Source organism: Collinsella aerofaciens, from assembly GCF_015556945.1.
Lineage (GTDB): Bacteria > Actinomycetota > Coriobacteriia > Coriobacteriales > Coriobacteriaceae > Collinsella > Collinsella aerofaciens_AO.
In genome coordinates, this window is sequence record NZ_JADNNH010000011.1 from 44,601 (window position 1) to 70,284 (window position 25,684).

A 25,684-nucleotide genomic window follows, 5' to 3' on the forward strand; every position below is an offset into this window, starting at 1 on the left:
ATTGCCCCGCCAACTCCCCTACCTCCCGCGCAGGGCCTTGAGCTTGGCCAGCGCCTCGGGGCTCAGGCGGCTGCCCAAGGTCATCTTGATCTGCGGAGCTTCCTCTGCCTCGTGAACGTCGTTATCGATCTGTTTGATCTCGTCCACCAGCATACGGCTCGAGATGCGCGTAACGCCCTTGCCCATGACGACGGCCTGGATCGTGCCGTCGCTCGACACCACAGAGCACGCACGGCCTTCCTCGCGTGCCTCGATGCAGAGCTTCTGTACCACGGTATCGGCAGAGACGCCCGTCGGCGAAAACTCGATGCGCACGCCGCGGGCCGGCAGGTTGGGGCGCTCGCTGGAGATGTTGCCCGCGCCGTCAAACACGATCACGGCCTCGTAGCGGCCCTGGGCAAACGCGGCGACGTCGTTGATGAGTGCAGTTCGCGCCATATCGTGGACGTCGCTGGAATACGGATCGTCGGAATGGTCGTAGACGAGCTTTTCGTAGCGCGGCGTGCAGTGAATCACGTTGTAACCGTCGACCACCAGCAGCTCGGGCTTATTGGAGTGCACCGTCGAGACCGGATCGGCGATGGCCTGCGCAAACGCATTGCCGCCCACGCCATAGGTCGCGGCCGAAACAATCGGCTTGGCCGAGCCCTCGCCAAAGCGCTTGGCCTTGGACTTGGCGCGGTTCTTCTTGGACATGCGCTACTCCTCCCCCATGAGCTCGTCGGCGTTGCGGCGCAGCCACTCAAAGCACAGTGCTGTGGTCGCCTGGGCAACATTGAGGCTCTCAGTCATGCCGCGCTGGGGAAGCTTGGTCAAAAAGTCGCATTTCTCGAGCACAAGACGCGAGATGCCGTCGCCCTCGGAACCCATGACGAGCGCAACGCGGCCCTCGAAGGGGGCGTCCCAGCAACTGCCTTCGGCGTGCTCGGAGGCGCCGCCCACCCAAAAGCCGGCGGCCTTGAGGTCATCGAGCGCACGGGCAATATTGGGAACCTGCGCGATGGGCAGGTGCATGACGGCGCCGGCAGAAGTCTTGTAGCTGCCGACGGTCACACCGGCGGCGCGCTTGTTGGCAATGATGACGCCCGCCGCGCCCACGACCTCGGCGGAGCGCACGATGGCGCCAAAGTTGCCGTCGTCGGTCACATGGTCGAGCACGATGACGAGCGCCGGACCGTCGCCCGCGCGGTCGAGGATGTCGGCGACATCGGCGTAAGGGAAGTTACCAACCTCGAGCGCAATGCCCTGGTGAGCGCCATGGCTCGACAGTGCATCGAGCTGCGCGCGCGGCACATACTTAATGCGGACACCCGCGGCGTTGAGGTCGTCGACCAGGCGCGACAAGGCGGCATCGCGCTCCCCGCCCTCGGCAATGAGCGCACGCTTGATGGGAAAACCAGTGCGTAGCGCCTCGGCGGCAGCACGGCGACCTTCGATAAACTCGCCCTTGGGAGCCTGGACAGCGTCGCGGTTGCGATCGCGCTGCGGACGTGCGGCCTGGGTACGATCGCGCTGGCTCTTGGGAGCGGCAGCGCGATCATTGCGGCGAATCGGACGCGAGCCAGAAGCAGCCTGCTTGCCTCCACGCGATGCACGCTTGCGATTGTCGGCCATAAAGCGGCCTCCTTTAAATACTTTTCAAACAGGACAAAAGAAGCGACCGCTTAAGACGAATAGCTCAAGCGGTCGGTACGGGTTTTCCAAGTGCCCGAGATTGCCGTGAAAGAGGAGCGACGCGTACTTGAGTACGCGAGCGACGGTTTGAACGGCAAGGTCGGGTGCTTGGGAAACCCGCGGGGATTAGAGAGATTTGATACGGGTGCCGGCGGCGGTATCCTCAATGGTGAGGCCCAGGTCCTTGAGCTGGTCGCGGATGGCGTCGGCCAGATCCCAGTTCTTGGCGGCGCGGGCCTCGGCGCGGGCCTCGAGAATCTTGGCAGCGGCCTCGTCCACGTCGTCACCCGTGTAGGCAACCAAACCGGCGGCAACGCCCAGCAGGCCCAGCGGCAACTCGACCTTGGGCTCGGGGAGCTCAACGCCAAGCGTATCGAGCAGCTCGGCCAGCGTGTCGGCGGCGGCAAGCGTGGCGGCCTTGTCGGCAGCGTCGCCCGCCTGCTCCAGGTACTGGTTGCACTCGGTCACAAAGCCAAAGACAGCACCCATGGCACCGGCGGAGTTAAAGTCGTCGTCCATGCACTCCTTAAAGGTGGCACGGGTCTCGGCGGCCTTGGCGGCAAACGCCTTGGATGCCGCCTCATCGGCATCGGCCGTCGCATGGTTCGCGGCCCAGCGCAGGTTCTCGACCGTACCGGCGATACGCGTGAGCGAGTTCTCGGCACCCTCCAGGCGCTCCCAAGAAAAGTCGAGCGGCGAGCGATAGCTCGTCTGCAACATCAGCAGACGCAGGGCCGCGGCAGAGTGCTGCTCGAGGACCTCGGCCAGCGTAAAGAAGTTGCCGAGCGACTTGGACATCTTCTCGCCGTCGACCAGCAGCATGCCCGTGTGCATCCAGGTGTTGGAGAAACCCTGGTGCCAGGCGCAGGTGGCCTGGGCGCACTCGTTCTCGTGATGCGGGAAGGCAAGGTCGGAGCCGCCGCCATGAATGTCAATCGGAGTGCCCAGGTAGCGGTGTACCATGGCGGCGCACTCGGTGTGCCAACCGGGACGGCCCTCGCCCCAGGGGCTCGGCCAGCTGGGCTCGCCGGGCTTGGCGGCCTTCCATAGGGCAAAGTCGAGCGGGTCGTTCTTGTCCTCGTTCTCCTCGATGCGCGCACCCACCATAAGGTCGTCGATGTTGCGGCCCGAGACTTGGCCGTAGTTGGGATCGCTGCGCACGGCAAAGTACACGTCGCCGTTATCGGCGGCATAGGCATGGCCCTGCTCGATGAGCGTCTTGATCATGGCGATCATGGGGCCGATCTCCTTGGTGGCGCGAGGACGCACATCGGGATCGAGCACGTTGGCGGCGCGCATAACGCCGATAAACTTGTCAGAGAACTCCGTCGCAACCTCGGCGGCGGTACGGCCCTGCTCGTTGGCGCGCTTGATGATCTTGTCATCGACATCGGTGAGGTTCTGGGCGAATGTGACCTCGTAGCCGCTCGCGATGAGCCAGCGACGAATCACGTCAAAGCTGATGAACGTGCGGGCGTTGCCGATGTGGATGTTGTCGTAGACCGTGGGGCCGCACACGTACATGCGGACCTTTCCGGACTCGATGGGCTGGAACTCTTCCTTTTTATGGGTAGCGCTGTTGTAGATACGCATTCGTTACTCCTTAACGGTTTTCTGTAGCAGGCAGACGGCCCAGGCGCCGATTCCCTCGCCCTGGCCTTCCCAACCGAGCTTTTCGGTCGTAGTGGCGGCGACGCCCACGTTTTCGACGTCAACACCCAGGGCATGGGCAAGGTTGGCGCGCATGGCATCGCGGTGCGGGGTGATCTTAGGCTGCTGGCAGGCAATGGTGCAATCGGCATCGACAAACTCGAAGCCCAGCTCGCGCGCATAGTCCATCACGCGAGCGAGCAGCACCATCGAATCGGCACCCTCATAGGCGGGGTCGGTATCGGGGAATAGCTTGCCGATGTCTCCCCCGCGGCAGGCGCCCAGAATGGCGTCGGCCAAGGCGTGCGCGAGCACATCGGCATCCGAGTGGCCCAGCAGGCCGCGCTCGTAGGGAATGTCGACACCGCCGATGATACATCGACGCCCCTCCACCAGACGGTGAACGTCGTAGCCATGGCCAATGCGCAGGTTACTGAACATGGGGAAGGTCCTCTCCCTCGGCCATGCGACCGAGCAGAATCGCGGTTACGGGACGCAGGTCCTCGGGCACCGTCACCTTAAGGTTATCGCGCGGGCTCTGGACACAGCGGACGCGCCCGCCCATGCGCTCGACCAGCGACGAATCATCGGTGCCGATAAAGCCCTCGGCAATGGCTGCAGCGTGGGCGCGCTTCATAGCATCGACGCTAAAGATCTGCGGCGTCTGCGCAGCCCAGTACAGCTCGCGCGGCGGCGTCTCGACGATGTTGTCGCCATCGACGATCTTGAGCGTGTCGATCGCGGGCTGACCGCACACGACACCGTCGAGGGCGCGGTCGCCCACAAGCACGTCGATCGCGTGGTCGATGGCCTCGGTCGTAATGAGCGGACGAGCACTATCGTGAATGGCGACGTATTCAAAGCCCGCCGGAACCGCATGCACGCCGGCACGGGTGGAATCCTGGCGGGTATCGCCGGCATCGGCAAAGCTGATGGGCGTGTCATAGTCAAACGGGTCGATGGCCAGGCGGCGCATCTCGGCACGACGCTCGGCAGGGCAAACCACGACGATGTGGCCGACCTTATCGCTCCGATCGAACGCGCGGATGGACCAGCTCATAAGCGGACGGCCCGCCACGTTAACGAGTTGCTTGCCACCGGGGTTACCAAAGCGCTGGCCGCTGCCACCGGCAACGACCACGGCGCATACGGGCGCCATTATGCGTTCCCCTGTTTGGTGCCCTTCATGCGGTACAGCGAGTCCGCAAGAATGGCAGGGTTGTTAACGCCAAAGTCGCCCAGGCGCTCCGGATCCTCGCTGATGTCGTCCATGAGTTCCTGCAGCGAGCCGTACTCGTCGACGATCTTCTCGGCCACGCCGTCGCGCACGACGGACACGCGCGAAAGCGTGCGCAGGCCCAGCGGCGTCATGACGGAGTCCTCGTCCAGGTCGTCGTAACCCAGAACCGCCGCCACATGCTGTGGGTCGGACAAGTCCTTAGGCGTCATGCGGCTAAGCTCGGCGCGAATCTTCTCGGCGTTTGCCTCGGAGGAATCGCTCGCATAGTCGCGGATCATCAGGTCGTATTCGGTATCCATGCTGGAGCCAGCGAGCTGCTCGAGCTGCATCTGCACGAGCTTGCCCTGGTTGCCCAGCTTGACGATACAATCCTTAAGCTCGGTCTTTGCCTGTTGCATGATCTCGAAACTCGAGAAAATGCCGGTGATGTCGGCGAGCGTGACGTAGTCGTCCAGCTCGAGGGCCGTCAGGCGCAGCAGGGAGCGATCGAGCGACTGACGGGTAGTCTGGAGCGTGGCGACGAGCTGGTTGACCGAGCTCATGATGGTGGTGACAGGCTGGATCTCGTAGCTCTTGCCGTGAACGTACACGTTGACGACGGCACGACGGGCCGAGACCGAGATCACGATGGCATCGGTGAGCACCGACATGCGAGCGGCGGTGCGGTGACGCATGCCCGTCTCGCTCGTGGCAAGCGAGGGATCGGGATTGAGGTGGAAGTTGGCGCGCAGGATCTGGGTGAGGTCGCCGTCGATAACGATAGCACCGTCCATCTTAGAGAGCTCGAACAGACGGTTCGAGGTGAACGAAATGTTGAGCGGGAATCCGTCGTTGCCGGCAGCGAGTACGTTTTCGGTGTCGCCGACGCAGATAAGGGCGCCCAGGTGACCGGCGATGATCATGTCGAGGGCGGTGCGGATCGGCTGACCGGGGGCAGTCAGGCGGATGGCCTGTTCCATACGCTTTTGCAGCTCGTTCTTATCCAAGGCATCGCTCCCATCGTATACGCTCCATAAACGTCAATAAGTTTCTCACGGTTTACCCCTGTGACGCCCGCAAAATCCGATGCTTACAGAATGAGCGAACACAGCTGAGAGCCCCAATCCAAATGAGCTGCTTATGTGGTAGCATCGGGATTCGCATAAATGAGGGAGTAGTCGCGTGATCGGGTTCGCCTCCGGTGGCGCGGCAAGTCAACACACTGGCCGATGCGGCCTGGCTTGCCTTAATGAACGAGACTCGTGGCTGTGCGCGCAACGCGTACGCCACGAGTCTTTTTTGTTACTCCCCCAAGAGGTACACGCGGGCCCGCCCGCAGAGAGGGAGCCAGACTATGGGACTCGCAGAGCTCGTGTTGCTCGCCGTTGGCCTTTCGATGGACGCCTTTGCCGTATCCATCTGCAAGGGCCTTGGCATGAAGAAGATCAACCTTAAGGTCGCCGTAGTGCTCGGCCTGTTCTTTGGCGGCTTCCAGGCAGGCATGCCCGTGATCGGATGGGCGCTTGGCAGTCAATTCATGAGCATCATCGGCCCCATCGACCACTGGATCGCCTTTATCCTTTTGGCCTTCATCGGCAGCAAAATGCTGTGGGAAGCCTTTACCGAAGACGAGGATGAAGACGACGGCAAGGATGCCGAGAAGATTGAACTGGGCGAGTACCTGATCCTCGCCATCGCCACCTCAATCGACGCCCTGGCCGTGGGCATCTCGTTTGCCGCGCTCTCGGTTGACATCGTGCCCGCTGTATCGCTTATCGGCGTCACAACGTTTATCTTCTCCGTCGCCGGCGTAGCGATCGGCCACACCTTTGGCGCGCGCTACGAAAAACCCGCCACCATCGTGGGTGGCGTCGTGCTCATCCTTATCGGCCTCAAGATCCTGCTGGAACACTTGGGTTTTTTGGTGCTGTAAAACACCCTTCAAAACTAAACGTCCGTATGAGGTCTCATGCAGAGTTTTGCATGAGCCTTTTCATGCAGACTTTTGCATGTCATACTAGGATGCAAAAGTCTGCACGTTAGGAGATTGCCATGGATACCCTTCCCATCACCACGCCGCGCCAAGCCGGCATCTACGTGCGTCAGGCGCGCGAGGCGCAGGGGATCACCCGTGCCGCCCTCGCTAAAAAAGCCGGTGTTTCGGAACGCCTGCTCGCATCGCTCGAGCTGGGAGATGCCACGGGCATTCGGCTCGACAAGCTGCTGGCAGTTTTCGGTGCTCTTGGACTGGCGCTCGCCGCTCAAGGGGATATAGGCGAAACGAAAAATGAGCAACCAGTCGACGCCCCGCATGCTGATCAACCTTGCAGCACCTCCAGACGCCATCACGCCCAACGTCTTCATCATCGCAACCGTCGCAGCACAACCATTCCGGCTCTTGCAGATGCCCCCTTTACATCCGCACTCTACGACGAGGTCTTCGCCGATTTCGCCATGTCCAATCTCGGAGTCTCGATTGCCACAAACGCATCTAGCCAAGCCATGCCCGAAGGGAAATAGCCAATGGCCAGAACATCACTTCGGACCATTATTTGCGGCGTGCCTGCTGGAACGCTCACGCAAGATGAGAACGGTCTTATCAGCTTTACCTACGATCATGACTATGACGGGCCAGCCCTATCGACCAACATACCCGTATCGAATCGCACATACGGACAACAGGTCATGAATCCGTACCTGTTTGGCCTTCTACCCGACAGCGAGGACCAACGAAAAGCGATTGCCGCCGAATTCGACGTTAGGCCCAACAATCCCGTTGCGTTGCTCAGCCATATCGGACTCGACTGTCCGGGCGGCGTGCAGTTTTGTGCCGAAGAAGATACCGACGCCGTCCTGCATCGCGCTGGCGAATACCGCCCTATAGACAACCACGAAATTGCTCTTCGTCTCAAGTCGATCAGAGATGACCGCGATGCATCGTGGATGGGTCTAGATGAAAGTTGGTCACTTGGAGGCAACCAGGGCAAGTTCGCGCTCGCGTTCATAAACGGCCGCTGGTGCGAATGCATGGGCTCCTCGCCCACGACGCATATTTTCAAAAATGGCGTTATCGGATTTAAACTCGAGGCTCTCAATGAGTTTGTCTGCATGAAAAGCGCCCAGCGCGCCGGTATCGCAACGGCAAACGTCGAATATCGTATGTTTGAGGACGAACCCGCCCTCATTGTTGAGCGCTATGACCGCATGAAAGTCAAAGACGGGACAATCAGGCGTCTACATCAAGAAGACCTCTGTCAGGCACTTGGGGTGATGCCCGCCCAAAAGTACACGGCAGACGGCGGCCCGACCACACGCGACATTCAAGAGCTCCTCGTAAATACGAGCCACCATCAACTTAACCTGTATCTGTTTACGCAGATACTGTTCTTCAACGCCATTATCGGCGCACCGGATGCGCACGCGAAAAACTATTCCCTGCTCCTTGGAAACGACGGCACAGCCATGATGGCTCGAATGTACGATGTCGCGTCGGGTTTGGCGTATGAGCGCATGCGCCGCCGGGCGCGCCTCGCCATGAGCGTTGGCGGCGAAAATCGTGTGGGGCGAATCGGTCCAGGCGCTATCCGCCGATACCACGGCATGGGCGATCCCGCGCTGGAGGCGGCGCTTACCGATGCCGGGCTATCCGAGAAGTTTTGCTTTGCGACCATGATGGACCTCGCCTACGAGGTACCCATTTGCATGGAAGAGGTCATGGACGAATACGCCGACCTGCCCGGCATGGCGGACCTGCGCGAGCATATGCTCGGCCCCGTCCGCGAAAACTGCCAGCGCACCCTCGACCTCATCAGGGCAGAAATGGACTAGGTGACCGTAATTTCGCAATTATCAAACAAAAGAGGGGGGGGCACCCGTCGCAAACGCTCGAATGCCCCCTCTCGTAATGTCATTTGCAATCCGCTAGCACGTGACTCGGACTGCTGCTAGCGCAACCTTTACGCGGCAAGGCGCTTGAGGACGTCGATGAGCAGCTCGTAGAAGCGCTCGGCAGAAGCGAGCTCCATGCTCTCGTCCGGGGTGTGGACATCGGAGAGCGTCGGACCCACGGCGATGGCGTCCAGGCCGTGCAGGGCCTCGGCAAACAGGCCGCACTCAAGGCCGGCGTGAATGGACTCGATGCGCAGCTCGGAGCCAAAGAGCTCTCGATAGCTCTCGACAAAGACTTCGCGGACCGGCGAATGCTCGGCATAGCTCCAGCCGGGATACTCAAACTCAAACTTGGCGTCGAAGCCCAGGACATCGGCCAGCGTCTGCAGACGGTCCTTGAACTCGTTCTGCAGCGAGGTGATCGAGGAGCGCGGGGACAGCATGATCTTGACCTCGTCGTCAGAAGTGGCAACCACACCGATGTTGGAGGAAACCTCGACGGAGCCGTCGGTGGCGACGTTGCGGCGAATCACGCCGTTGGGGGCAAGACGCAGGGCGCGGATGAGGGCAAGCGCGGACTTCTGGTCCATGGCCTCGACCTCGGCGTCGTCGGCAATCTCGACGGTGCAGGTAAAGCCGGGGTCGAAGACCTCGAGCTCGGCAGTAACGTCGGCGATGATGCCCTTTGCGATCTGGGCCGCGGCCTCGGCGGCAGCGTGGTCGGCGTAGACCAGAACAGCCTTGCACTCACGGTTGATGGCGTTGTCCTTGGTGCCGCCGTTAAAGCTAACGATGGCGGGCTCGCCAGCGACCATCAGGCGGTCGATGATGCGGGCCATGATGAGGTTGCCGTTGCCGCGCTCCAGGTTGATATCGCTGCCGGAGTGGCCGCCCAGCAGGCCGGAGATGTCGAGCGTGAGGGTGCTACCGGTCTTGTGCTCGCGCGCGATCGGGCAGGTGTAGGTAACGACGACACCGCCGGCGCAGCTGACGGTAGCAACGCCCTCTTCCTCGGAGTCAAGGTTAATCATGGTGCGGGCGCTAATCTGGGACTTGTCGAGCGTCTCGGCGCCGACCAGGCCAGTCTCCTCGTCGGTGGTGAATACGCACTCGAGGGCGGGGTGAACGATCGAATCGTCATCGAGAACAGTGAGCATCAGAGCGACGGCAATACCGTTGTCGGCGCCCAGAGTGGTGCCGTTAGCGGTGAGGACGCCGTCCTTGACGACCAGGTCGATACCATCAGTCGTAAAGTCGTGCTCAACGGAGCCCAACTTGTCGCACACCATATCGATGTGGCCCTGCAGCATTACGGTCGGGGCATTCTCGGCGCCGGCAGATGCGGGCTTGCGAATGATGACGTTGTAGACCTCGTCCTGATACACATCGAGACCGCGCTCCTTGGCAAACGCGACCAGGAAATCGCTGATGCCTTTCTCGTTGCCAGACCCACGGGGGATCGCGCTGACCTCCTCAAAGAAATGGAACAGCTGGGCGGGCTCGTAGCCGGTAATCTTGTAGTCCATGGTGCCTCCTTGGCGCAACTGGTTAGACAGTAAGACGTGCGACTTGTATATTCCCAGACTTTGCGTGCATAAACCAGTCGAAAACGCCGAGCGCCCTCGCATCATCGGCTAACGGTGGACCGTATAGCGTAACGGTCACAACTTCCGCAGCTCTACAAATCGAGGCGCCCTTTCCGGAGCGCCTCGATTGCGCGTATCAAATTGTCGCCACGCCCTACAGCGCGCCGGAACCGGCTTGCATCATGCCGCCGGGGCCCGAGGTCACGCCGCCGCTCACGGGCGCGGCGTTGCCGGTGTGCGGTGCCGCCGGGGCGGTATCGCCACCGAGCGTGCCCACCGGACGCGGTGCCGGGATCTCGCCCGTGCCGTGGCTAAAGACAAACTTGCCATCGGCCACGTCGCACAGGACGGTATCGCCCTCGCCCCACTCGCCAGCCAGCAGTTCCTCGGACAGCGGATCCTCGATGAGCTTTTGGATAGCACGGCGCAGCGGACGCGCGCCGTTGGTGAGGTCGGTGCCCTCGGCCACGATCTTGTCATAGGCCGCATCGGTGAGCTTGATGTTCATGCCGTTGGCAATCAGGCGCTGACGCAGGTCGTCCACCAGCAGGTGCGCGATCTTGGTCAGGTTCTCGCCCGAGAGCTTCTGGAACACCACAATGTCGTCGATACGGTTGAGCAGCTCGGGGCGGAACAGGCGCTTGAGCTCGCCCATCGCACGGCCCTTGATCTCACTCGAGGTGAGGCCCTGCTCGCCGGTGGTGCCAAAGCCAACGCTCGCATCCTGCGCGATCTCGCGGGCGCCCACGTTGGACGTCATGATGATCACGGTATTGCGGAAGTCGACCGTCTTGCCCTGGCTATCAGTCAGGCGACCCTCCTCCAGCACCTGCAACAAAATGTTGAAGATGTCGGGGTGCGCCTTCTCGATCTCGTCGAACAGCACGACCGAGTACGGGTGACGACGAACGGCCTTGGTAAGCTGACCGCCCTCGTCGTGGCCCACGTAACCCGGAGGGCTACCGATAAGCTTGGAGACCTCGAACTCGCTGCCGAACTCCGACATGTCGAAGCTGATGAGCGCGTCCTTACTGCCAAAGAGGTACTCGGCGAGCGTCTTGGCGAGCTCGGTCTTGCCTGTGCCGGTGGGACCAAGGAAGATAAAGCTACCACCGGGACGACGCGGGTCCTTGAGCGGCGAGCGGCTGCGGCGCACGGCCTTGGCGACGGCCTCGACGGCCTCGTCCTGGCCGATAATGCGGGTCTTGAGCACGCTTTCGGTCTGCAGCAGGCGACGGCTCTCGCTCTCGGTGAGCGAGGAAACCGGCACGCCAGAGGTCACGGACACGATGTCGGCAATCTGACTCACGTCGATGGTGAGCGGGCTGGCGTCGAGCTCGGCGGTCCAGGCGGCCTTGGCCTCGGCGAGCTCAATCTCGGCGGCCTTCTGCTGCTCGGTGATCTCGGCGGCCTTGTTCATGTCGTCGCTCTCGGTGGCCTCCTGCGCGGCGGCCTTGAGCTCCTCTATGCGATGCTCGGCCTCGCGCACCGGCTCGGGCGCACGATTCGCGGCGATGCGAGCGCGGGCACCGGCCTCGTCGATGAGGTCGATGGCCTTATCGGGCAGGAAGCGATCCTGGATGTAGCGGTTGGAAAGGTTCGCGGCAGCCTCGATAGCGCCCTGCGTGTAGCGCACATGGTGGTGCTCCTCGTAGCGCGGCTTAAGCGCGGTCAGGATCTTGACGGTGTCCTCGACGCTCGGCTCCTCGACATCGATAGTCTGGAAGCGACGCTCGAAGGCTGGGTCTTTGGTGAGGTACTTGCGGAATTCCTCGGCCGTGGTGGCGCCAATAATCTGGAAGGCACCGCGTGCAAGCACGGGCTTGAGCATGGAGCTCGCGTCGATGGAGCCCTCGGCAGAACCGGCACCGATGATGGTGTGCATCTCGTCAATAAACAGGATGACGTCGTCAGCCTCGGTGGCCTCCTGGATCACGTTCTTGAGGCGCTCCTCAAACTCACCGCGATACTTGGCGCCCGCAACGAGGCCCGGCAGGTCGAGCGTCCAGATGTTCTGGTTCATGAGATTCTCGGGCACGTTGCCGGCAGCGATCTGCTGCGCCAGGCCCTCGACGATGGCCGTCTTGCCCACGCCGGGGTCGCCCAGGATAAGCGGGTTGTTCTTGGTGCGGCGCGAAAGGATCTCCATCATGCGCTGGACTTCCTTTTCGCGGCCAATCACGGGATCGAGCTCGCCGTCGCGCGCCTTTTGAGTGAGGTTGGTGGCGAACTGCTTGAGCGTGTCGGTGCCGCTCCCCTTTTGCTGAGAGGCATCCGAGCCGCTAAAGAACGGCAGGCCCGCACCGGGACGACCAGCACCGGCGCCGGCGAGCGGACGCTTCTTGTCCTGGTCCTTGGCGGTGAGTTTCTCGATAGCCTTTTTGATGGAGGCGGACGACACACCCAGGCGCATGAGGATGTCCATGGCCATGCCGTTGCCCTCTTCGACGATACCGATGAGCAGGTGCTCGGTCGACACGTAGGTCTGGTTGTTCTCACGCGCCACGCGGAATGAACGCTCCATCACGCTAATGACGAGCGGCGTAAAGGCGAGCTTGGCCGCCTCGGTCTCCTCACTGGGCTCGGGAACCGTGGTCTGGACCTCTTTGAGGGTGTCCATGATGTCGTCGTAGGAGATATCGAGCGAGCGCAGCGCCTCGGCGGCAATGCCCTCGTCCTCCTTGGCAAGCGCGAGCAGCAGATGCTCGGTGCCCACCTTATTTGAGTGCAGATCGAGCGCCTCCTGTTTGGCCATCGACATGACCTTGCGCGCTCGATCGGTAAATCTATCTAACATGCTCGTTTCCTTACATGAGTTCATCGAAATCAAAACGCCCGCCCGTCGGCGGCGCTTTTGTCTCTTTACCCACAGGTTGTCTATGTTAACAGCTGGAGGAATATCTATAAACCCGGCTCACATGAATGCAGGTTATGACCGCATCGCGGGACTCACCGCGCGATGCGCGACAGGCGCCCCGCAAGAGAAACCCTAGGCGTCTTTCACCACGTCGGGACTCGTCGCACGCGATGCGCGATAGGCATCGGCCTCCTTGGAGACGCGTTCGAGCAGCTCGGATGTATCGACGCCCTCGACTTGCGCGACCGTTTCCACCGTCTGCATGGCGACCGCCCTCAGGTACGCGCACGCGCTGTCCCCCGGCTGCTCGAGGTCTATCTCCTCGCCGCCCTCCCGGGCAAAGCCGACCGCCATCACAAAGCCCATGATGCCCGAGACCAGAAAGCCCACCGCAAAGCTCGAATCTGCCTTGAGCTCTTCTCCGTCGGGGTGGACGATCTCTCTCACGCGGTCGATGATGATCGTATGGATGCCCTGCACGACCTGCTCGGCGGCACCCGCCCTCATGGTGATGACGATGCGCCGCAGCAGGCAGCGGACGTCGCGCCGGTCGAACGCCGAAAGGTCGCCCTCGCTCGAAAAATGCCAGAGGGCATCGGTGATGAGCTCGTTATCCTGCAGCAGCTGGGCTATGGCGATGGCGACGAGTTCATCGAAATCGTGAAAATAGTAGTAAAACGTTCCGCGATTGCACTGGGCGGCGCGGGTCACCTCGCCAACCGACAGCTCGAAGATGCTGTTGTTCTCGATGAGCTCCCAAAACGCCTCGATGATACGGGTGCGTGCATCGGGCGCATCGGCGTCCTTACGCGGTCTCGCCATGCGCCTCACCGCACCCCTGCGCCTTGGCGTTCATGATGAGCATCTGAAGACGGTTCTCCACGTTGGCGAAGCTCACGTCGGGATCGTAGTCGAGCGGCAGGAACTGCGCCGTGGGATACTGCTCCTTGAGCGCATGGATGAGCCCGCGCCCCACGACATGGTTGGGCAGACACCCGAACGGCTGCAGGATCACGAAGTTGCGGCAGCCGCGCTTGGCGTGCTCGAGAATCTCCGCCGGAATCAGCACGCCCTCGCCCGCATCGAACGTATGGTGCAGGATCTTATCGCTCGCGCGCACGAGCTCGGGCATGCGCGTCGGCGGCTCGTAGAGCGGGCTCGCCGCGCCCAGGCGGTCGCAACGGTCGTGCGCGAGCTCGAACAGGTTGTCCGCCGTGGCGTACCAGGCCTTTTCGGGCAGCGACAGGTCGACGTGGAACTCGCGCGACTGCGCATGCTTGTAGAAATAGGTCTTGCGGATCACGTCGGTCATGCGCGCCTCGATGACCTCGAGCCCGTTGTCCTCGAGGTAGCGCTCGATCTCGTGGTTGGCGCCGAGATGGAAATTGAGCAGGTACTCGCCCACGATGAGAACGGTCGGATGCGGGTTCGAGCGGTCGTACGGAACGGCGTCCATGATCGCAAGCGCGCGTTTGAAGCCCGTCGCCTGGCCTCTCAGCCCGGAGCGCTCCATGCCCTCGATAACCTCATCGAGCGCGCGGTCGAACGCAGCGTCCGCCGCGCCCTTCTCGAGCTCGTAGGGACGGATGCGCCTAAGCATGGCCTCGAGGGCATCGATCATGGGAAGACCGTAGGCGATCTGGATGCTCGGGCCAAGGCCGAGCTTGAAGCCCGGATGCGCATTGTGGGCATCGACGTCGTCGTTGGTGAGCACCGGGACATAGTCGTATCCCGCGTCGTCGAGCGCGCGGCGCAGCAGGGGCATGTAGTGCGTCAGGCGGCAGTCGCCGATATACTTGCCAGTCACCACGGCGACGTCGTGCGGGTCGTACTTACCGCTCTCGAGTGCCGCGAGCGCCTCGCCGATCACGATTTGCGCGGGGAAGCAGATGTCGTTGTGCACATAGCGTTTGCCCAGGCGGATGGCATCCTCGCGCCCGATATCAAGGGCCTCGGCGCGCACGCCCTGATTGCGCATCGCCGCGGTCATGAGCCTGCAGAACGCATGGGAGGTGTTGGGGACCAGCGCGATCTTGTCGTGCCGGTCGCGCTTGGTGTACTTGACCTTATACGGGTCGTCGAGCGGATGGACCGCGTGCACCCGGGCGCCCTCGGCACGCTCCTCCGCGCGACGACGGTTGACCGACTCGATAAACGAACGCACGCGAATGCCCATGGGACCGGCGACGTCGCTCTCATCGAGCTTGATCATCATCGGAACCTTGGAGCCCATCTCGCCCATCATGCGCGCGATCTCGTCGGTGAGATACGCATCGTGGCCGCAGCCGAAGCTGCCCATCTGCACGAGCTCGAGCTCGGGCGTCGATGCGACGATGACCGCGCACGACAGCATGCGCGCATGGTAGTTGTTCACGATGTCGATGCGGCTGTTGGAAAGATCGACGTTGCAGACCCCCGGCACCGCATCGGGCGTCAGCACGGGGATGCCGCGCTCAGAGAAGAGCTTGGGCAGCCCGTGGTTGACCAGCGGGTCGTTGTGGTACGGGCGCGAAGCGATCACCACCGCGTAGCCGCCGTCCTCGCGCACGTTCTCGAGCACCTGCCTGCCGCGCAGCTGCAGCTGGTTCTCAAACGTCTCCTGCGCGCGGTCCGCCTGCTCGGTCGCCTTGGCAACCAGGTCGGCATCGATATCGAAGGTCTCCTTGCACCACGCCTTGAGCTGGCGGTTTCGGTCGCCCTCGTCGTACCAGTGGAACAGCGGCGTATCGAACGGAACGCCGAAACGCTCCTCCGGGTTATCGGAATTGCGCATCACGTAGGGGTATCCCTTTACGACGGCGCACATCCACTCGCTGGTAGAGGCGGTGTTTTCGGTGGGCACCGTCGTGATGATGGGCATGAAGATGCGGTCGACGCCGGCGTCGACGAGATTGCGGATGTGCCCGTGGACGAGCTTGGCCGGGAAGCACACGGTGTCGGATGTGACGTGCGCCAGACCGCGCTCGTACATCGCCTTGGTGCTGCGTCCCGAGACGCGCACCTTAAAGCCGAGCGTGCTGAAGAACGTCGACCAGAACGGCATGGTGTCCCAGAACTCGAGCACACGGGGAATGCCGATCGTGACATCGCGCCCCCCGCTGACGGGAACCGTGGGGTACGACTCGAACAGCAGCTTCTCGCGGTCGACAAAGAGATTGGGGGCAGCCGCGGTCCGGTCGCGCCCCGTGCCGGGTGCCTGTGCCTCGCAAGCACCCTGCGGACGCAGCTCCTCCGCCGCGGGAACCTCGCGCACGAGCTCATCCCATGAGATGGCGCCGCCGCGCGGGCAGCGATTGCCCGTGACGTAAAGCGAGCCGTCGCCAAATGCCACGACCGCGCGCTGGCAGCGGTTGTTGCACCGACGGCAGGTAACGCCGCCGAATTCGCGATGCTCGAAGCGCTCCACGGCATCGAGCCCGATAAACGACGTGCCGGCGTCGCCCTTGCGGCATTCCTCGCGCGCGAGCAAGGCGATACCGATAGCGCCCATCAGCCCCGGGTGGGGCGCACGCGTGACGGGTTTGCCCAGATACTGCTCGAATGCGCGCAGCACCGCGTCGTTTCGGAACGTGCCGCCCTGGACAACGACTTTGTCGCCCAGACGGTTGAGATTTGAAACGCGAATGACCTTGGTGAACACGTTCTCGATAATCGAACGGCAGAGACCGGCCATGATGTCGCCCGGACCCTTACCGCGCCGCTGCTCGGAAACGACGCTGCTGTTCATGAACACCGTGCAGCGGCTGCCGAGAACGGCGGGGGCTTTGGACGAAAATGCCTCGGTCGCGATATCCTCAACGGCTATTCCGAGGTTTTTGGCAAAACCCTCGAGGAACGAGCCGCAGCCCGCAGAGCACGCCTCGTTGACGACGATATCGGTCAGCACGCCGTGGTTGAGCCAGATGGCCTTCATATCCTGTCCGCCGATGTCGAGCACGAAGGTCGCATCGGGAACGCATGCGCACGCGGCGCGGGCGTGCGCGACCGTCTCGACCGTATGGTAGTCGGCGTGGAACGCGCGCGCGAAAAGCTCCTCGCCGTATCCCGTGGTGCCCACGGCATCGATCGCAAGCGTAACTCCCGCTGTCTCCCAGCGGTTCTTCAAGCTGACAAGACCCTGTTGGGCGACGTCGAGCGGTCTGCCGTTATTAGACGCGTAGAACGAATCGACAAGCTCACCCGCCTCATCGACCAGGGCGAACTTGGTCGTCGTGCTCCCCGAATCGATACCGAGCGCCACACGCACCGTCTCTCCGGGCGCATACGCATCCGGACCCTTTGCCGGCGTCTCTTTGCCATGGCGTGCCGTAAAATCCGCCTGCTCGGCAGGTGTGGCAAAAAAGGGCTGGGCAAGACGTCCCTCCCCGCTTGCGGGCGCGACCGTCTCGAGCTTATCCAGCCGGACAAAAGCGTCGGGAAGGTCGATCGGTTGGGACGATGCGAACATGTCGGTCAGCGACAGGGCGGCACCGCGCGCGACCATGATCTGCGGATCGCGCGGGACGATAACCTGATCGTCCGATAGATTCAGTTGCTCCCGGAACACGCGGACCAGTGTGGGGTTGTAGGCGAGCGTACCGCCCTCGAAGATTACCGGCGGCTCGATGTCGATACCCTGGGCCAGACCGCCGATCGTTTGGCGGGCGACCGCGTGAAGCGCCGAAAGCGCCAGGTCGGTGGTAGGAATGCCCTCGTTGAGCAGCGGCTGGATATCGGTCTTTGCGTACACGCCGCAGCGGCCCGAGACCTCGTGGACGGTCGTTCCCCGGCTTGCGAGCTGCTCGAACTCGCCCGATTCGGTGCCGACCCCCATGAGCTTTGCCATCTCGTCGATAAATGCACCGGTACCGCCTGCGCACGAGCCGTTCATGCGCATGTCGGCAACCTCGATGTCTCCCTTATCGTTGGTGCGGAAGAAGATCATCTTGGCGTCTTGGCCGCCCAGCTCGATGGCGCAGCGCGTCTGCGGATAGAACCTGCTGATCGCGAGCGCGTTGGCGACCACCTCCTGAACGTACGAGGCGCCCAGCGCGGTCGCGATATCGCGCGCACCCGAGCCGGTCACCGCAACGCGCAGTGACTCATGGGGAAAGCGCTCGGCGAGCTCGCCGAGCATGGCGCGCACGCTCGCTGTCTGACACGCCCCGTGGCGGCGATATCCCCACCACGCCTCGGTCATATCCTCGTGCATCGCGTAAACTTTGGTCGTCGTCGACCCTACGTCCAGTCCTACTAGCAACGCCATAATGCTCCGTCTCTCGCATTTTTCCCGCTAGAGATATACCACTCTACGTAATACAACAGACTGTTGTATTTAAACTCCGTATAAAAAGCGGCTGCCGAAACGCTTCAGCAGCCGTCGAATGCACCAACAGATTGTTCTGCGCGCTAGCACGTCGGGCAACGGAGCAGCACGGGCCCTCCGGTCATGCGCACCGCTCACGCCCGCGATGTCGCCGAGAGAGCTATCCACGCTTAGGGCTCCAACCAAGCAAGTCGCCCGCGCTCAGCAGATCCCTAAGCGAGCTACTCGCACTCAGGAGCCATAGCCTGCTCCAAGAGCTCGGCATGCTCCTCCTCGAAAACCGTCCCCACAGGGAAGGCGCGACGGAAGACGAAGTGGGAAATCGGACCGGCTACCAAAAGGTTCCACGGCAGCGCCATCACAAAATTATGCGGGATGTTGATCATCCAGATCGCGGGCACGGAATACAGGTTCGCAAGGATGCCGCCGGGCATGTGCGTCAGACCCTCGCAGGCACCGTACAGCGACATGATGATAACCATGGGAACAACCATGCAGGAGCTGACGGCGAGCGTCATGGCAAGCGGCGAGCTCTTGCCCGGCGTGACCAGGAATTTAAAGGCGAAACCCTTGGCAAGGGGGCTGGCAACAAACCAGTCGCAGCACATGGCAAAAACGTAGGCAACGGGGAAGCCGAGCCACGCGGCGGCAACAACCTCGCCGTTGATGGCCCCATGCTGCAGGGCGACGTTGTAGATGCTCATCCAGAGCACCATGCAAAAGCACATGATAAAGGTGAACAGCAGGCTCTCTCGTTTGTTGATAGGCATAAAGGGCATGGTCCTTTCTGTGTTACGCCGCGGCACCACGCAACAAAAACGGGCGGGCGAGATGGAGCTGTTGGGACTTCATCTCGCCCGCCCGCGATACGTGCGTCTGCGACTACTTATGTGGTGGAACTACCCTAACACGAACGGCGCGCGCTTCGTAAGCGTTGAGTTTATGAAGATGCAGGGCACCGATAATCCCCCGACCCCATAAGTTGCGGTGGAATACGGACTGTTTTGACCCTTTAAGCAGCAATTCAGTCTCTATTTCACCGCAACTCATTTGGTGCAAAGTGACCTGTCCTCCTTGCACCAATTAGCTGGTGTGGCGCCAGCGAGGGTCGGTGAGTGTACGTGCCACACCCAGACCAACGGGCAAAAACGCCACGATGAGCACTGCACGCACAAACCAACCGAGCATATTGACCGTATCGAAGGTGCACATGTAGTACATCGAGCGATACAGATACAGGCCCGGCACCATAATGACAATTGATGGCACCGTGAGGGCGATACGTGGGTAGGTGAGCTTGACTTCGGCCAAGCTTGCCAGCAGCCCCGATACCAGCGCGCCGATAAACGCTGCCGCCTCGGGAGGCATTCCCGCGCTGAGGCCCAGGAAGGGAAACATCGTCGGCGCATCGACGAGCGTAAGGCGCAAGGTATTGGACACGGCGCCGATCAGCCCAGCTGCCGCGGCCATCTTTACCGGGCTGTTGAACATCACCGAGAAGCCGAATACGCCAACGAAGCTCATCACCACGCGCAGGAGCGTAAGAGCAAGCGGCGAAAGGCCGAGCGGTGCAAAGTCGTCCGGTGCCAGCCCCACACACTCGGCAACCATCCAGCCCACAAGGGTCGCCATCACAATAATCGACACGGCATACGAAAGACGCTCAATGCCGCTTCGCATATCGAGCTTAGCGATGTCGAGGCCTGCCGTAATGAGGGGAAAGCCGGGAATCACAAAGAGCATGGCGCCGATATAGCCTTCTTGGTGCGACATTGCCCCCGGTATGACCTGGCCAAGGCCGAGCAATGCCAGCAGATACGAAACGCAAGCGAGCGCAACGCCGGTCGTCAGCGCGCTGAACTGACCAAGGCCTTGCTTGAGAATATGGGAGCGGGCAAAGTTGCCGACACCCGCGCCCACGAACGCGCAGGCCATCTCGATAGGGCCGCCGCCGAGCAAAAAAACGAAGGCGCCACAGGCGCAGGCCGCCGCAAGGCCCTGTTGCCAAGGCGCGTAATCAGGTTTTGAGCTCTCAACGGTCTTGAGCATCTCGTGATACTCATGCACCGTAAAACGGCGACCATATGTCTCGATTTCCTTTAGGAAGCTCTCCATCATCCAAATGCGATGGGTATTGACGCCCGTTGTGGGCAAGCTGACAACCTCATTAAAGCAGTGACCATCTTCGATGCAAGTACACTCAAACGACAGGAGACTTAAGTCAACGTGGATGGTGACACCGAGTACGGCGGCGACTCGATTCATGGTATCGCGAACACGCCAGGCACCCGTTCCGCTCGCGAGCATAAGCATACCGGTGCGGCAGATGATGGATGATTTATCGGTGAGCGGCGCATCGACGGCAAGTTCATCGCCTGCCGTCACGATCTGGTGCCAGTCAGTTTTCATATGGAGCGCGCCGGCACGAACGCCGTGGTGCATGGGGGCTCTCGAAAGCAGCGAGTTAAGGCGCGAAGACTGTTGGGGCTCCGCTGATCCGACCTCGTCCTCGTCGGGCTCTTCATCGACCAGATCAAATGAGTCAAGCGATGCCGGCTCGCGACGATCGATTAGCTCCTCATCCTCATCGTCAAAGTAATTGAACTGATCGAGCATGTCCTCTTCGATTGCACGCTCGCTCGCGTCGTCCATATAGACGCTCCCTTCCTACCGACTAACCCCCATCCTAGGCAGCAACGGCTAAAGGAAACATAAAAGAGACGGCTGTCATGCGAGCCATGTGCGCAATAGCCGTGGGTAGTCGTTTAAGAACGTCCCCAATGACTACATCGATGTTCTAAGTGTCAACCAAGTCAACGCCGCAGATAGAGGACGGACAGCGAGCGACGTCCAGAGCGAACAAGTTGGCATGAAAAAGGCAAGGCATAGACCTTCTGGTCATGCCTTGCCTTTTGAATGACAAATTGTCGCTCTGGGCGGCGCGCAGCGTCGAGCGGTTACGGCGTTTGGTAAAACGCCGTAACCCCCTAGTACATCTTTGCGCCGGCGGGGATGGAGGCGTCGAGCTGGATCAGGTTGAGGCGCTCCTCGCCCTCCTCCTCGTGGACAGCGCTGATCAGCATGCCGCAGCTGGGAATACCCATCATCTTGCGCGGAGGCAGGTTGGTGATGGCGAGCAAGGTCTTGCCGACCAGGTCCTCGGGCTCGTAATAAGCGTGAATACCGGAGAGGATGGTGCGGTCGGTGCCGGTGCCGTCGTCGAGCGTAAAGTTCAGCAGCTTCTTGGACTTCTTGACGGCCTCGCATGCCTTGACCTTCACAGCGCGGAAGTCGCTCTTGGAGAAGGTATCAAAGTCGACGAACTCCTCGAACAGCGGCTCAACGGCGATCTTGGAGTAATCGAGCGTGGGCTTAAGCGACGTAACGAACGGGCTCGCGGCATTGCCGGCCTCGGCAGCCTTGGCGGCAGCGGCACCGGACTGGAAACCCTTCTCGGGCTTCATGTGCGGGAACAGCAGCACGTCGCGGATAGAAGCCTGGTTGGTGAGCAGCATAACCACGCGGTCGATGCCGATGCCGATGCCGCCCGCAGGAGGCATACCGTACTCGAGGGCGCGCACGTAGTCCTCGTCATACTCCATGGCCTCATCGTCGCCGCCGGCCTTCTCGGCCATCTGGGCAGCAAAGCGCTCAGCCTGGTCGACCGGGTCGTTGAGCTCGGAGAATGCGTTGGCGTACTCGTGGCCGGCGATGACCAGCTCAAAGCGGTGAGTCAAACGCGGGTCGTCCTCAAAACGCTTAGCGAGCGGGCTGACCTCGATGGGATAATCGCACACGAAGGTCGGGTTGACGATGGTATCCTCGCCCAGCTCATCGTAAATCTCGGCGATAATCTTGCCGGCGGTCCACTCGGGCTTAATCTCCAGGCCCTTCTCGCGCGCGGCGGCAGCAAGCTCCTCGACCGGCGTGTCGATGGTGACCTGCTTGCCGAGCACGTCGGAGACGATGTCGGTCATGGGACGGCTGGCCCACTCACCAGAAAGGTCGATGGTCTGGCCCTGGTACTCGATGACCTCGGGGTTGCCGATGGCCTTGTTAGCTGCCTTAATGACACCCTGGGCGAGCGCCTTCATGCCCTCGAGGTCGGAGAAGGCACGGTAGGCCTCCATCGTGGTGAACTCGGGGTTGTGGGTAAGGTCCATGCCCTCGTTACGGAAGATGCGGCCGATCTCGAACACGCGCTCAAAACCACCGACGATGCAGCGCTTGAGGTGCAGCTCGGTGGCAATACGCAGGTAGCACTCCTGATCGAGCGCGTTGAAGTGAGTGATGAACGGCTTGGCAGTAGCGCCGCCCTGGATGGTCTGCAGAATGGGGGTCTCGACCTCCATGTAGCCGTCGGACTCCATAAAGCGACGGAAGGTGGAGAGAATCTGCGAACGCTTACGGAAGGTCTCGCGAACGTCGTCGTTGGCGATCAGGTCGACATAGCGCTGGCGATAGCGGGTCTCCTTATCGGAAAGACCGTGGAACTTCTCGGGCAGCGGACGAACGGCCTTGGCAAGCAGGGTCGCGCTCTTAGGGGCAACGGAAAGCTGGCCACGCTGGGTGCGCACGACCACGCCGGTCACGCCCAGGATGTCGCCCAGGTCGAGGGCCTTGAGCGTACTCCAGGCAGCCTCGTCCATGTCGTTGATGCGGCAGAACAGCTGAATCTCGGCAGTCGCATCGCGCACGACGATGAACATGATCTTGCCCTGACCGCGCTTGGCGACCACACGGCCAGCGATCTTCACGACGTCCTTGGTGTCCTCGCCATCGGCAAGCTCGGCGTACTTAGCCTCGATATCGGCGACGTAGTCCTCAAGCTCAGAGTGCTCAGGATAGGGGTTCTGGCCCGCCTCGAACAGGGCGGCGCGCTTGGCCAGGCGGGTGGCGCGCTCGTCGTTGAGCGTCGATGCCTGATCGGCGGCGTTCTGGTTCTCTGCCATAAGTTAGCTCCTCAAACTAAAACGCTCCCCAGGATTCGGTCCCAGGGAGCGAAAACATACCTTTACGCGGGACCGTGGTCTAGCGTGCGATCTTGGCGATGGTGTAGACGCGAGTCTTGCCGGAAGGCGTAACGACCTCGACGGAGTCGCCCTCGCCGTGACCAATGATGGCGTGACCGACCGGAGACTCGTTGGAAATCTTGTGCTCGAGCGAGTTGGTCTCGGTGGTACCGACGAGCGTGACTTCCATGACCTCGCCGTTGGGATCAATCAGCGAAACGGTGGAACCGATGGAGACGGTCAGGTCGCCCGTGGTGGCAGCAACCTGAGCGTTGGCGAGGATGGCCTGGATCTCGGCAATACGAGCGGCGTTCTGGGCCTGCTTGTCCTTAGCGGCGTCGTACTCGGAGTTCTCCGAAAGGTCGCCGAACGCGCGGGCTTCCTTGATGTCCTCGACGATCTCCTTGGCGTAATCGCCCTCACGCCAAGCGAGCTCCTCGACGAGCTTCTGGCGACCCTCAGCGGTCAGTACGATCTGGCTTGCGTCCATACGGATATCTCCCCAACTCTGATCAAACAATCAACTGTCAACAAAACGAAAAAGACCGGCTAGCCTGCGGGCAAGCCGGTCAGGTGCTCACCCCAAAGGGATGGGACTACTCTGCGTCCGCGTCGCTGTCCTCTGCCTGCTTCTTCTTGGCAGCAGCGAGCTTGGCCTCGAGCTCAGCGATCTCCTTGTCCTCCTCGGACTGCTCGACCACGACCTCCTCGGCCTGCTTGGTCTCGGCCTTATCGTCGCCCTCCATACCCTCACGGATATTCTTGACGGTAGAGCCGAGGGACTTGCCGAGCTTCGGCAGGTTCTTGGGCCCGAAGATAATCAGGACAACGACGAGAATAATGATGAGCTCAGGAGCCCTCAGTCCAAACATGTAGACCTCCACAATACAGCGAGACAAGCTCGAATGAGTATACCGCGGGTATCGCGGTATCACAACACTAGCTAAAAAAAGGGACCGCAAGAAGCGGTCCCTCCTCATGCTCTGGTCGGGTTGACTGGATTTGAACCAGCGACCCCTGCGTCCCGAACGCAGTGCTCTACCAAACTGAGCCACAACCCGTTAGCTCGACTATAGTAACAAAGATTTTCGCCGCGTGCTAGAGAAATTTTTATTTCTTTGGCGCGTCGATTTGAACCGTGTTGGGAATAAGCTCAGTCGCGCAGGACCACCAGCCGTTTTGCTGGGCAGCGTCGGCAAGCCTTTCGGCCATGTCGGCGGTGTCGCAAATGGCAAACGAGCAGGCACCCGATCCGCACACATCTACAGCAACGGTGCCGTCCTGTTTACGCAGCCAGTCGAGGACCGTTTGAATCTGCGGCTCCATCTGTGCGGAAATGACACCCAGGTTGTTATGGATGAGTGCATATGCCGTCTCGGCATCACCAGCACGCAAGGCAGAAGCTATCGCGCCGGGCTTGTCCGCAGGCACCGGGGCCTCGTCAAAACGTCGATAGGCCTCAATTGTCGAAACGCTCGCCTCGCGCGGCTTGACCAACACGACGGGCGTTGCGGGCAGCGCGGGGTACTCAGTTGCCAGCACGTCTCCTCCACCTACGTAGAACGCAGGGCTCGCATGCAAAAAGAACGGGACGTCAGCACCAATGCCGCGCGCGATGTCGTCGAGCGCGGGGTCGGTGCGATCAATTCCCCAGAACTCCGCCAAGGCGACAATGACCGCGGCCGCATCCGTCGAGGGGCCGCCCAAGCCGGCGCACAATGGAATGCGCTTCTCAATCGTCACGCAGATGTTTGCCTCGCGACCATAATGCTCGGCCATAGCAACCGCAGCCCGATACGCCGTATTCTTTTGCATGGGAAAATCTGATGCCGGAACCGTCTGGACGGTCAGCGCCTGCGCCGGCGTGACCGTCACGGTATCGGAAAGACCGACGGCCGCCATCAGGGAATCGACCCTGTGGTAGCCGCGGTCATCGCGCTCGGTATGAACCCCCAGGTAGAGGTTAATCTTTGCCGGCGCGGAAAGAGTCAGGGACCGATCGGTCACCGTTAATGCTCCTCGAGCTGATTGCCGAGCGGGGTAAAGATGTGCTCGCCGCTCTCGGGGTCGAACAGCTCGACCTGACCGGTGAGCACATCGATATACTGGTAGGACTGACGCGACTTGCGGCCACGACGCTCGTCAACCTCGACAATGAAGACGGCCGGGTGGACGCTCTTGATGGTGCCCATGCGCTCGACGACGCGGGTACGGCCCATGTTGGCCTTAACCTTGACGCGATCGCCCACCATATCGGTCAGCTTCTCGTGGATGTCGTCGACGTGATTGACTTCCATCTCTTCCATGAACAGGGCCTCCAGAAGGTGCAATTCAAAAAGGGGATAATACCCCTAAGATAGACAAAACTCTAATACTATAGCACCCTGTTGTGGCCATACGCAAGTAGCTAAATAAGCCCCATTACAGTTTGAGTTGTCCGAAAGGGCGGCTCTTTTCCGTTGCACGGCTATACGATTGAGCCGTACCGGTGGT

At 61.4% G+C, this 25,684-nt stretch carries 20 protein-coding genes and 1 tRNA gene; 3 read left to right on the forward strand and 18 right to left on the reverse strand.

The genetic code is table 11. The features are described 5' to 3' along the window. Window positions 1-18: 18 nt before the first annotated feature. From I2F59_RS04665 to disA, 6 genes are all read right to left on the reverse strand, one after another. Complete coding sequence (locus tag I2F59_RS04665; protein WP_055285223.1) at window positions 19-696, reverse strand: NYN domain-containing protein; 678 nt, start codon at window positions 694-696, stop codon at window positions 19-21. 3 nt (window positions 697-699) lie between these two features. Then, a complete protein-coding gene (gene rlmB / locus I2F59_RS04670; RefSeq protein ID WP_195503407.1) occupies window positions 700-1,614 on the reverse strand; it encodes a 23S rRNA (guanosine(2251)-2'-O)-methyltransferase RlmB in 915 nt (304 codons plus the stop codon). A gap of 186 nt (window positions 1,615-1,800) precedes the next feature. Beyond that, window positions 1,801-3,267: a cysteine--tRNA ligase gene (gene cysS, locus I2F59_RS04675; RefSeq protein ID WP_195503408.1), complete on the reverse strand. Its 1,467-nt coding sequence runs from the start codon at window positions 3,265-3,267 to the stop codon at window positions 1,801-1,803. A gap of 3 nt (window positions 3,268-3,270) precedes the next feature. Next, entirely contained in the window at window positions 3,271-3,765 is a 495-nt protein-coding gene (gene ispF, locus I2F59_RS04680) for a 2-C-methyl-D-erythritol 2,4-cyclodiphosphate synthase (protein ID WP_006234975.1), read from the reverse strand. Beyond that, a complete protein-coding gene (ispD, locus tag I2F59_RS04685; protein WP_195503409.1) occupies window positions 3,755-4,483 on the reverse strand; it encodes a 2-C-methyl-D-erythritol 4-phosphate cytidylyltransferase in 729 nt (242 codons plus the stop codon). The genes ispF and ispD overlap by 11 nt, the downstream gene beginning before the upstream one ends. Then, window positions 4,483-5,523, reverse strand: a complete 1,041-nt coding sequence (gene disA / locus I2F59_RS04690; RefSeq protein WP_369796797.1) for a DNA integrity scanning diadenylate cyclase DisA — start codon at window positions 5,521-5,523, stop codon at window positions 4,483-4,485. Before disA ends, ispD begins: the two co-directional genes overlap by 1 nt. A gap of 374 nt (window positions 5,524-5,897) precedes the next feature. On the opposite strand from disA, the gene I2F59_RS04695 reads away from it, so the two are divergent. From I2F59_RS04695 to I2F59_RS04705, 3 genes are all read left to right on the forward strand, one after another. Next, on the forward strand, window positions 5,898-6,476 hold the full coding sequence (locus tag I2F59_RS04695) for a manganese efflux pump MntP (RefSeq protein WP_195503410.1): 579 nt from the start codon (window positions 5,898-5,900) through the stop codon (window positions 6,474-6,476). 119 nt (window positions 6,477-6,595) lie between these two features. Further along, a complete protein-coding gene (locus I2F59_RS04700) occupies window positions 6,596-7,063 on the forward strand; it encodes a helix-turn-helix domain-containing protein (protein WP_227790776.1) in 468 nt (155 codons plus the stop codon). 3 nt (window positions 7,064-7,066) lie between these two features. Continuing rightward, window positions 7,067-8,371, forward strand: coding sequence for a type II toxin-antitoxin system HipA family toxin (locus tag I2F59_RS04705; protein WP_161115119.1), 1,305 nt, complete (start codon window positions 7,067-7,069; stop codon window positions 8,369-8,371). A gap of 128 nt (window positions 8,372-8,499) precedes the next feature. Here the strand turns inward: I2F59_RS04705 and I2F59_RS04710 are convergent, their stop codons facing one another. The 12 genes from I2F59_RS04710 to I2F59_RS04765 all read right to left on the reverse strand — a co-directional run bounded on the left by I2F59_RS04710 (window position 8,500) and on the right by I2F59_RS04765 (window position 25,497). Continuing rightward, the gene (locus tag I2F59_RS04710; RefSeq protein ID WP_055309424.1) at window positions 8,500-9,957 is read right to left on the reverse strand and encodes an aminoacyl-histidine dipeptidase; all 1,458 of its coding nucleotides are present in this window, start codon (window positions 9,955-9,957) and stop codon (window positions 8,500-8,502) included. 214 nt (window positions 9,958-10,171) lie between these two features. Then, complete coding sequence (locus I2F59_RS04715; protein WP_195503411.1) at window positions 10,172-12,814, reverse strand: ATP-dependent Clp protease ATP-binding subunit; 2,643 nt, start codon at window positions 12,812-12,814, stop codon at window positions 10,172-10,174. A 192-nt stretch (window positions 12,815-13,006) separates the two neighbouring features. Further along, window positions 13,007-13,696, reverse strand: coding sequence for a TetR/AcrR family transcriptional regulator (locus tag I2F59_RS04720; RefSeq protein WP_055309426.1), 690 nt, complete (start codon window positions 13,694-13,696; stop codon window positions 13,007-13,009). Then, window positions 13,680-18,119 (reverse strand): acyl-CoA dehydratase activase, encoded by a 4,440-nt coding sequence (locus I2F59_RS04725; protein ID WP_195503412.1) that lies wholly within the window; start codon window positions 18,117-18,119, stop codon window positions 13,680-13,682. The genes I2F59_RS04720 and I2F59_RS04725 overlap by 17 nt, the downstream gene beginning before the upstream one ends. 281 nt (window positions 18,120-18,400) lie before the next feature. Further along, window positions 18,401-18,949, reverse strand: coding sequence for a DUF2798 domain-containing protein (locus I2F59_RS04730; protein ID WP_195503413.1), 549 nt, complete (start codon window positions 18,947-18,949; stop codon window positions 18,401-18,403). A 313-nt stretch (window positions 18,950-19,262) separates the two neighbouring features. Continuing rightward, entirely contained in the window at window positions 19,263-20,831 is a 1,569-nt protein-coding gene (locus I2F59_RS04735; protein WP_229065343.1) for a threonine/serine exporter family protein, read from the reverse strand. A gap of 335 nt (window positions 20,832-21,166) precedes the next feature. Continuing rightward, entirely contained in the window at window positions 21,167-23,131 is a 1,965-nt protein-coding gene (lysS, locus tag I2F59_RS04740; RefSeq protein WP_195503414.1) for a lysine--tRNA ligase, read from the reverse strand. Between the two features lie 79 nt (window positions 23,132-23,210). Beyond that, a complete protein-coding gene (gene greA, locus I2F59_RS04745) occupies window positions 23,211-23,681 on the reverse strand; it encodes a transcription elongation factor GreA (RefSeq protein WP_006234960.1) in 471 nt (156 codons plus the stop codon). 106 nt (window positions 23,682-23,787) lie between these two features. Then, a complete protein-coding gene (gene tatA / locus I2F59_RS04750; RefSeq protein WP_022094895.1) occupies window positions 23,788-24,063 on the reverse strand; it encodes a twin-arginine translocase TatA/TatE family subunit in 276 nt (91 codons plus the stop codon). A gap of 112 nt (window positions 24,064-24,175) precedes the next feature. Then, a tRNA-Pro gene (locus I2F59_RS04755) sits at window positions 24,176-24,252 on the reverse strand. A 49-nt stretch (window positions 24,253-24,301) separates the two neighbouring features. Beyond that, window positions 24,302-25,198 (reverse strand): 4-(cytidine 5'-diphospho)-2-C-methyl-D-erythritol kinase, encoded by an 897-nt coding sequence (gene ispE, locus I2F59_RS04760; protein ID WP_271755880.1) that lies wholly within the window; start codon window positions 25,196-25,198, stop codon window positions 24,302-24,304. A 2-nt stretch (window positions 25,199-25,200) separates the two neighbouring features. Beyond that, the gene (locus I2F59_RS04765; RefSeq protein WP_006234957.1) at window positions 25,201-25,497 is read right to left on the reverse strand and encodes a Veg family protein; all 297 of its coding nucleotides are present in this window, start codon (window positions 25,495-25,497) and stop codon (window positions 25,201-25,203) included. Window positions 25,498-25,684 lie beyond the last annotated feature (187 nt).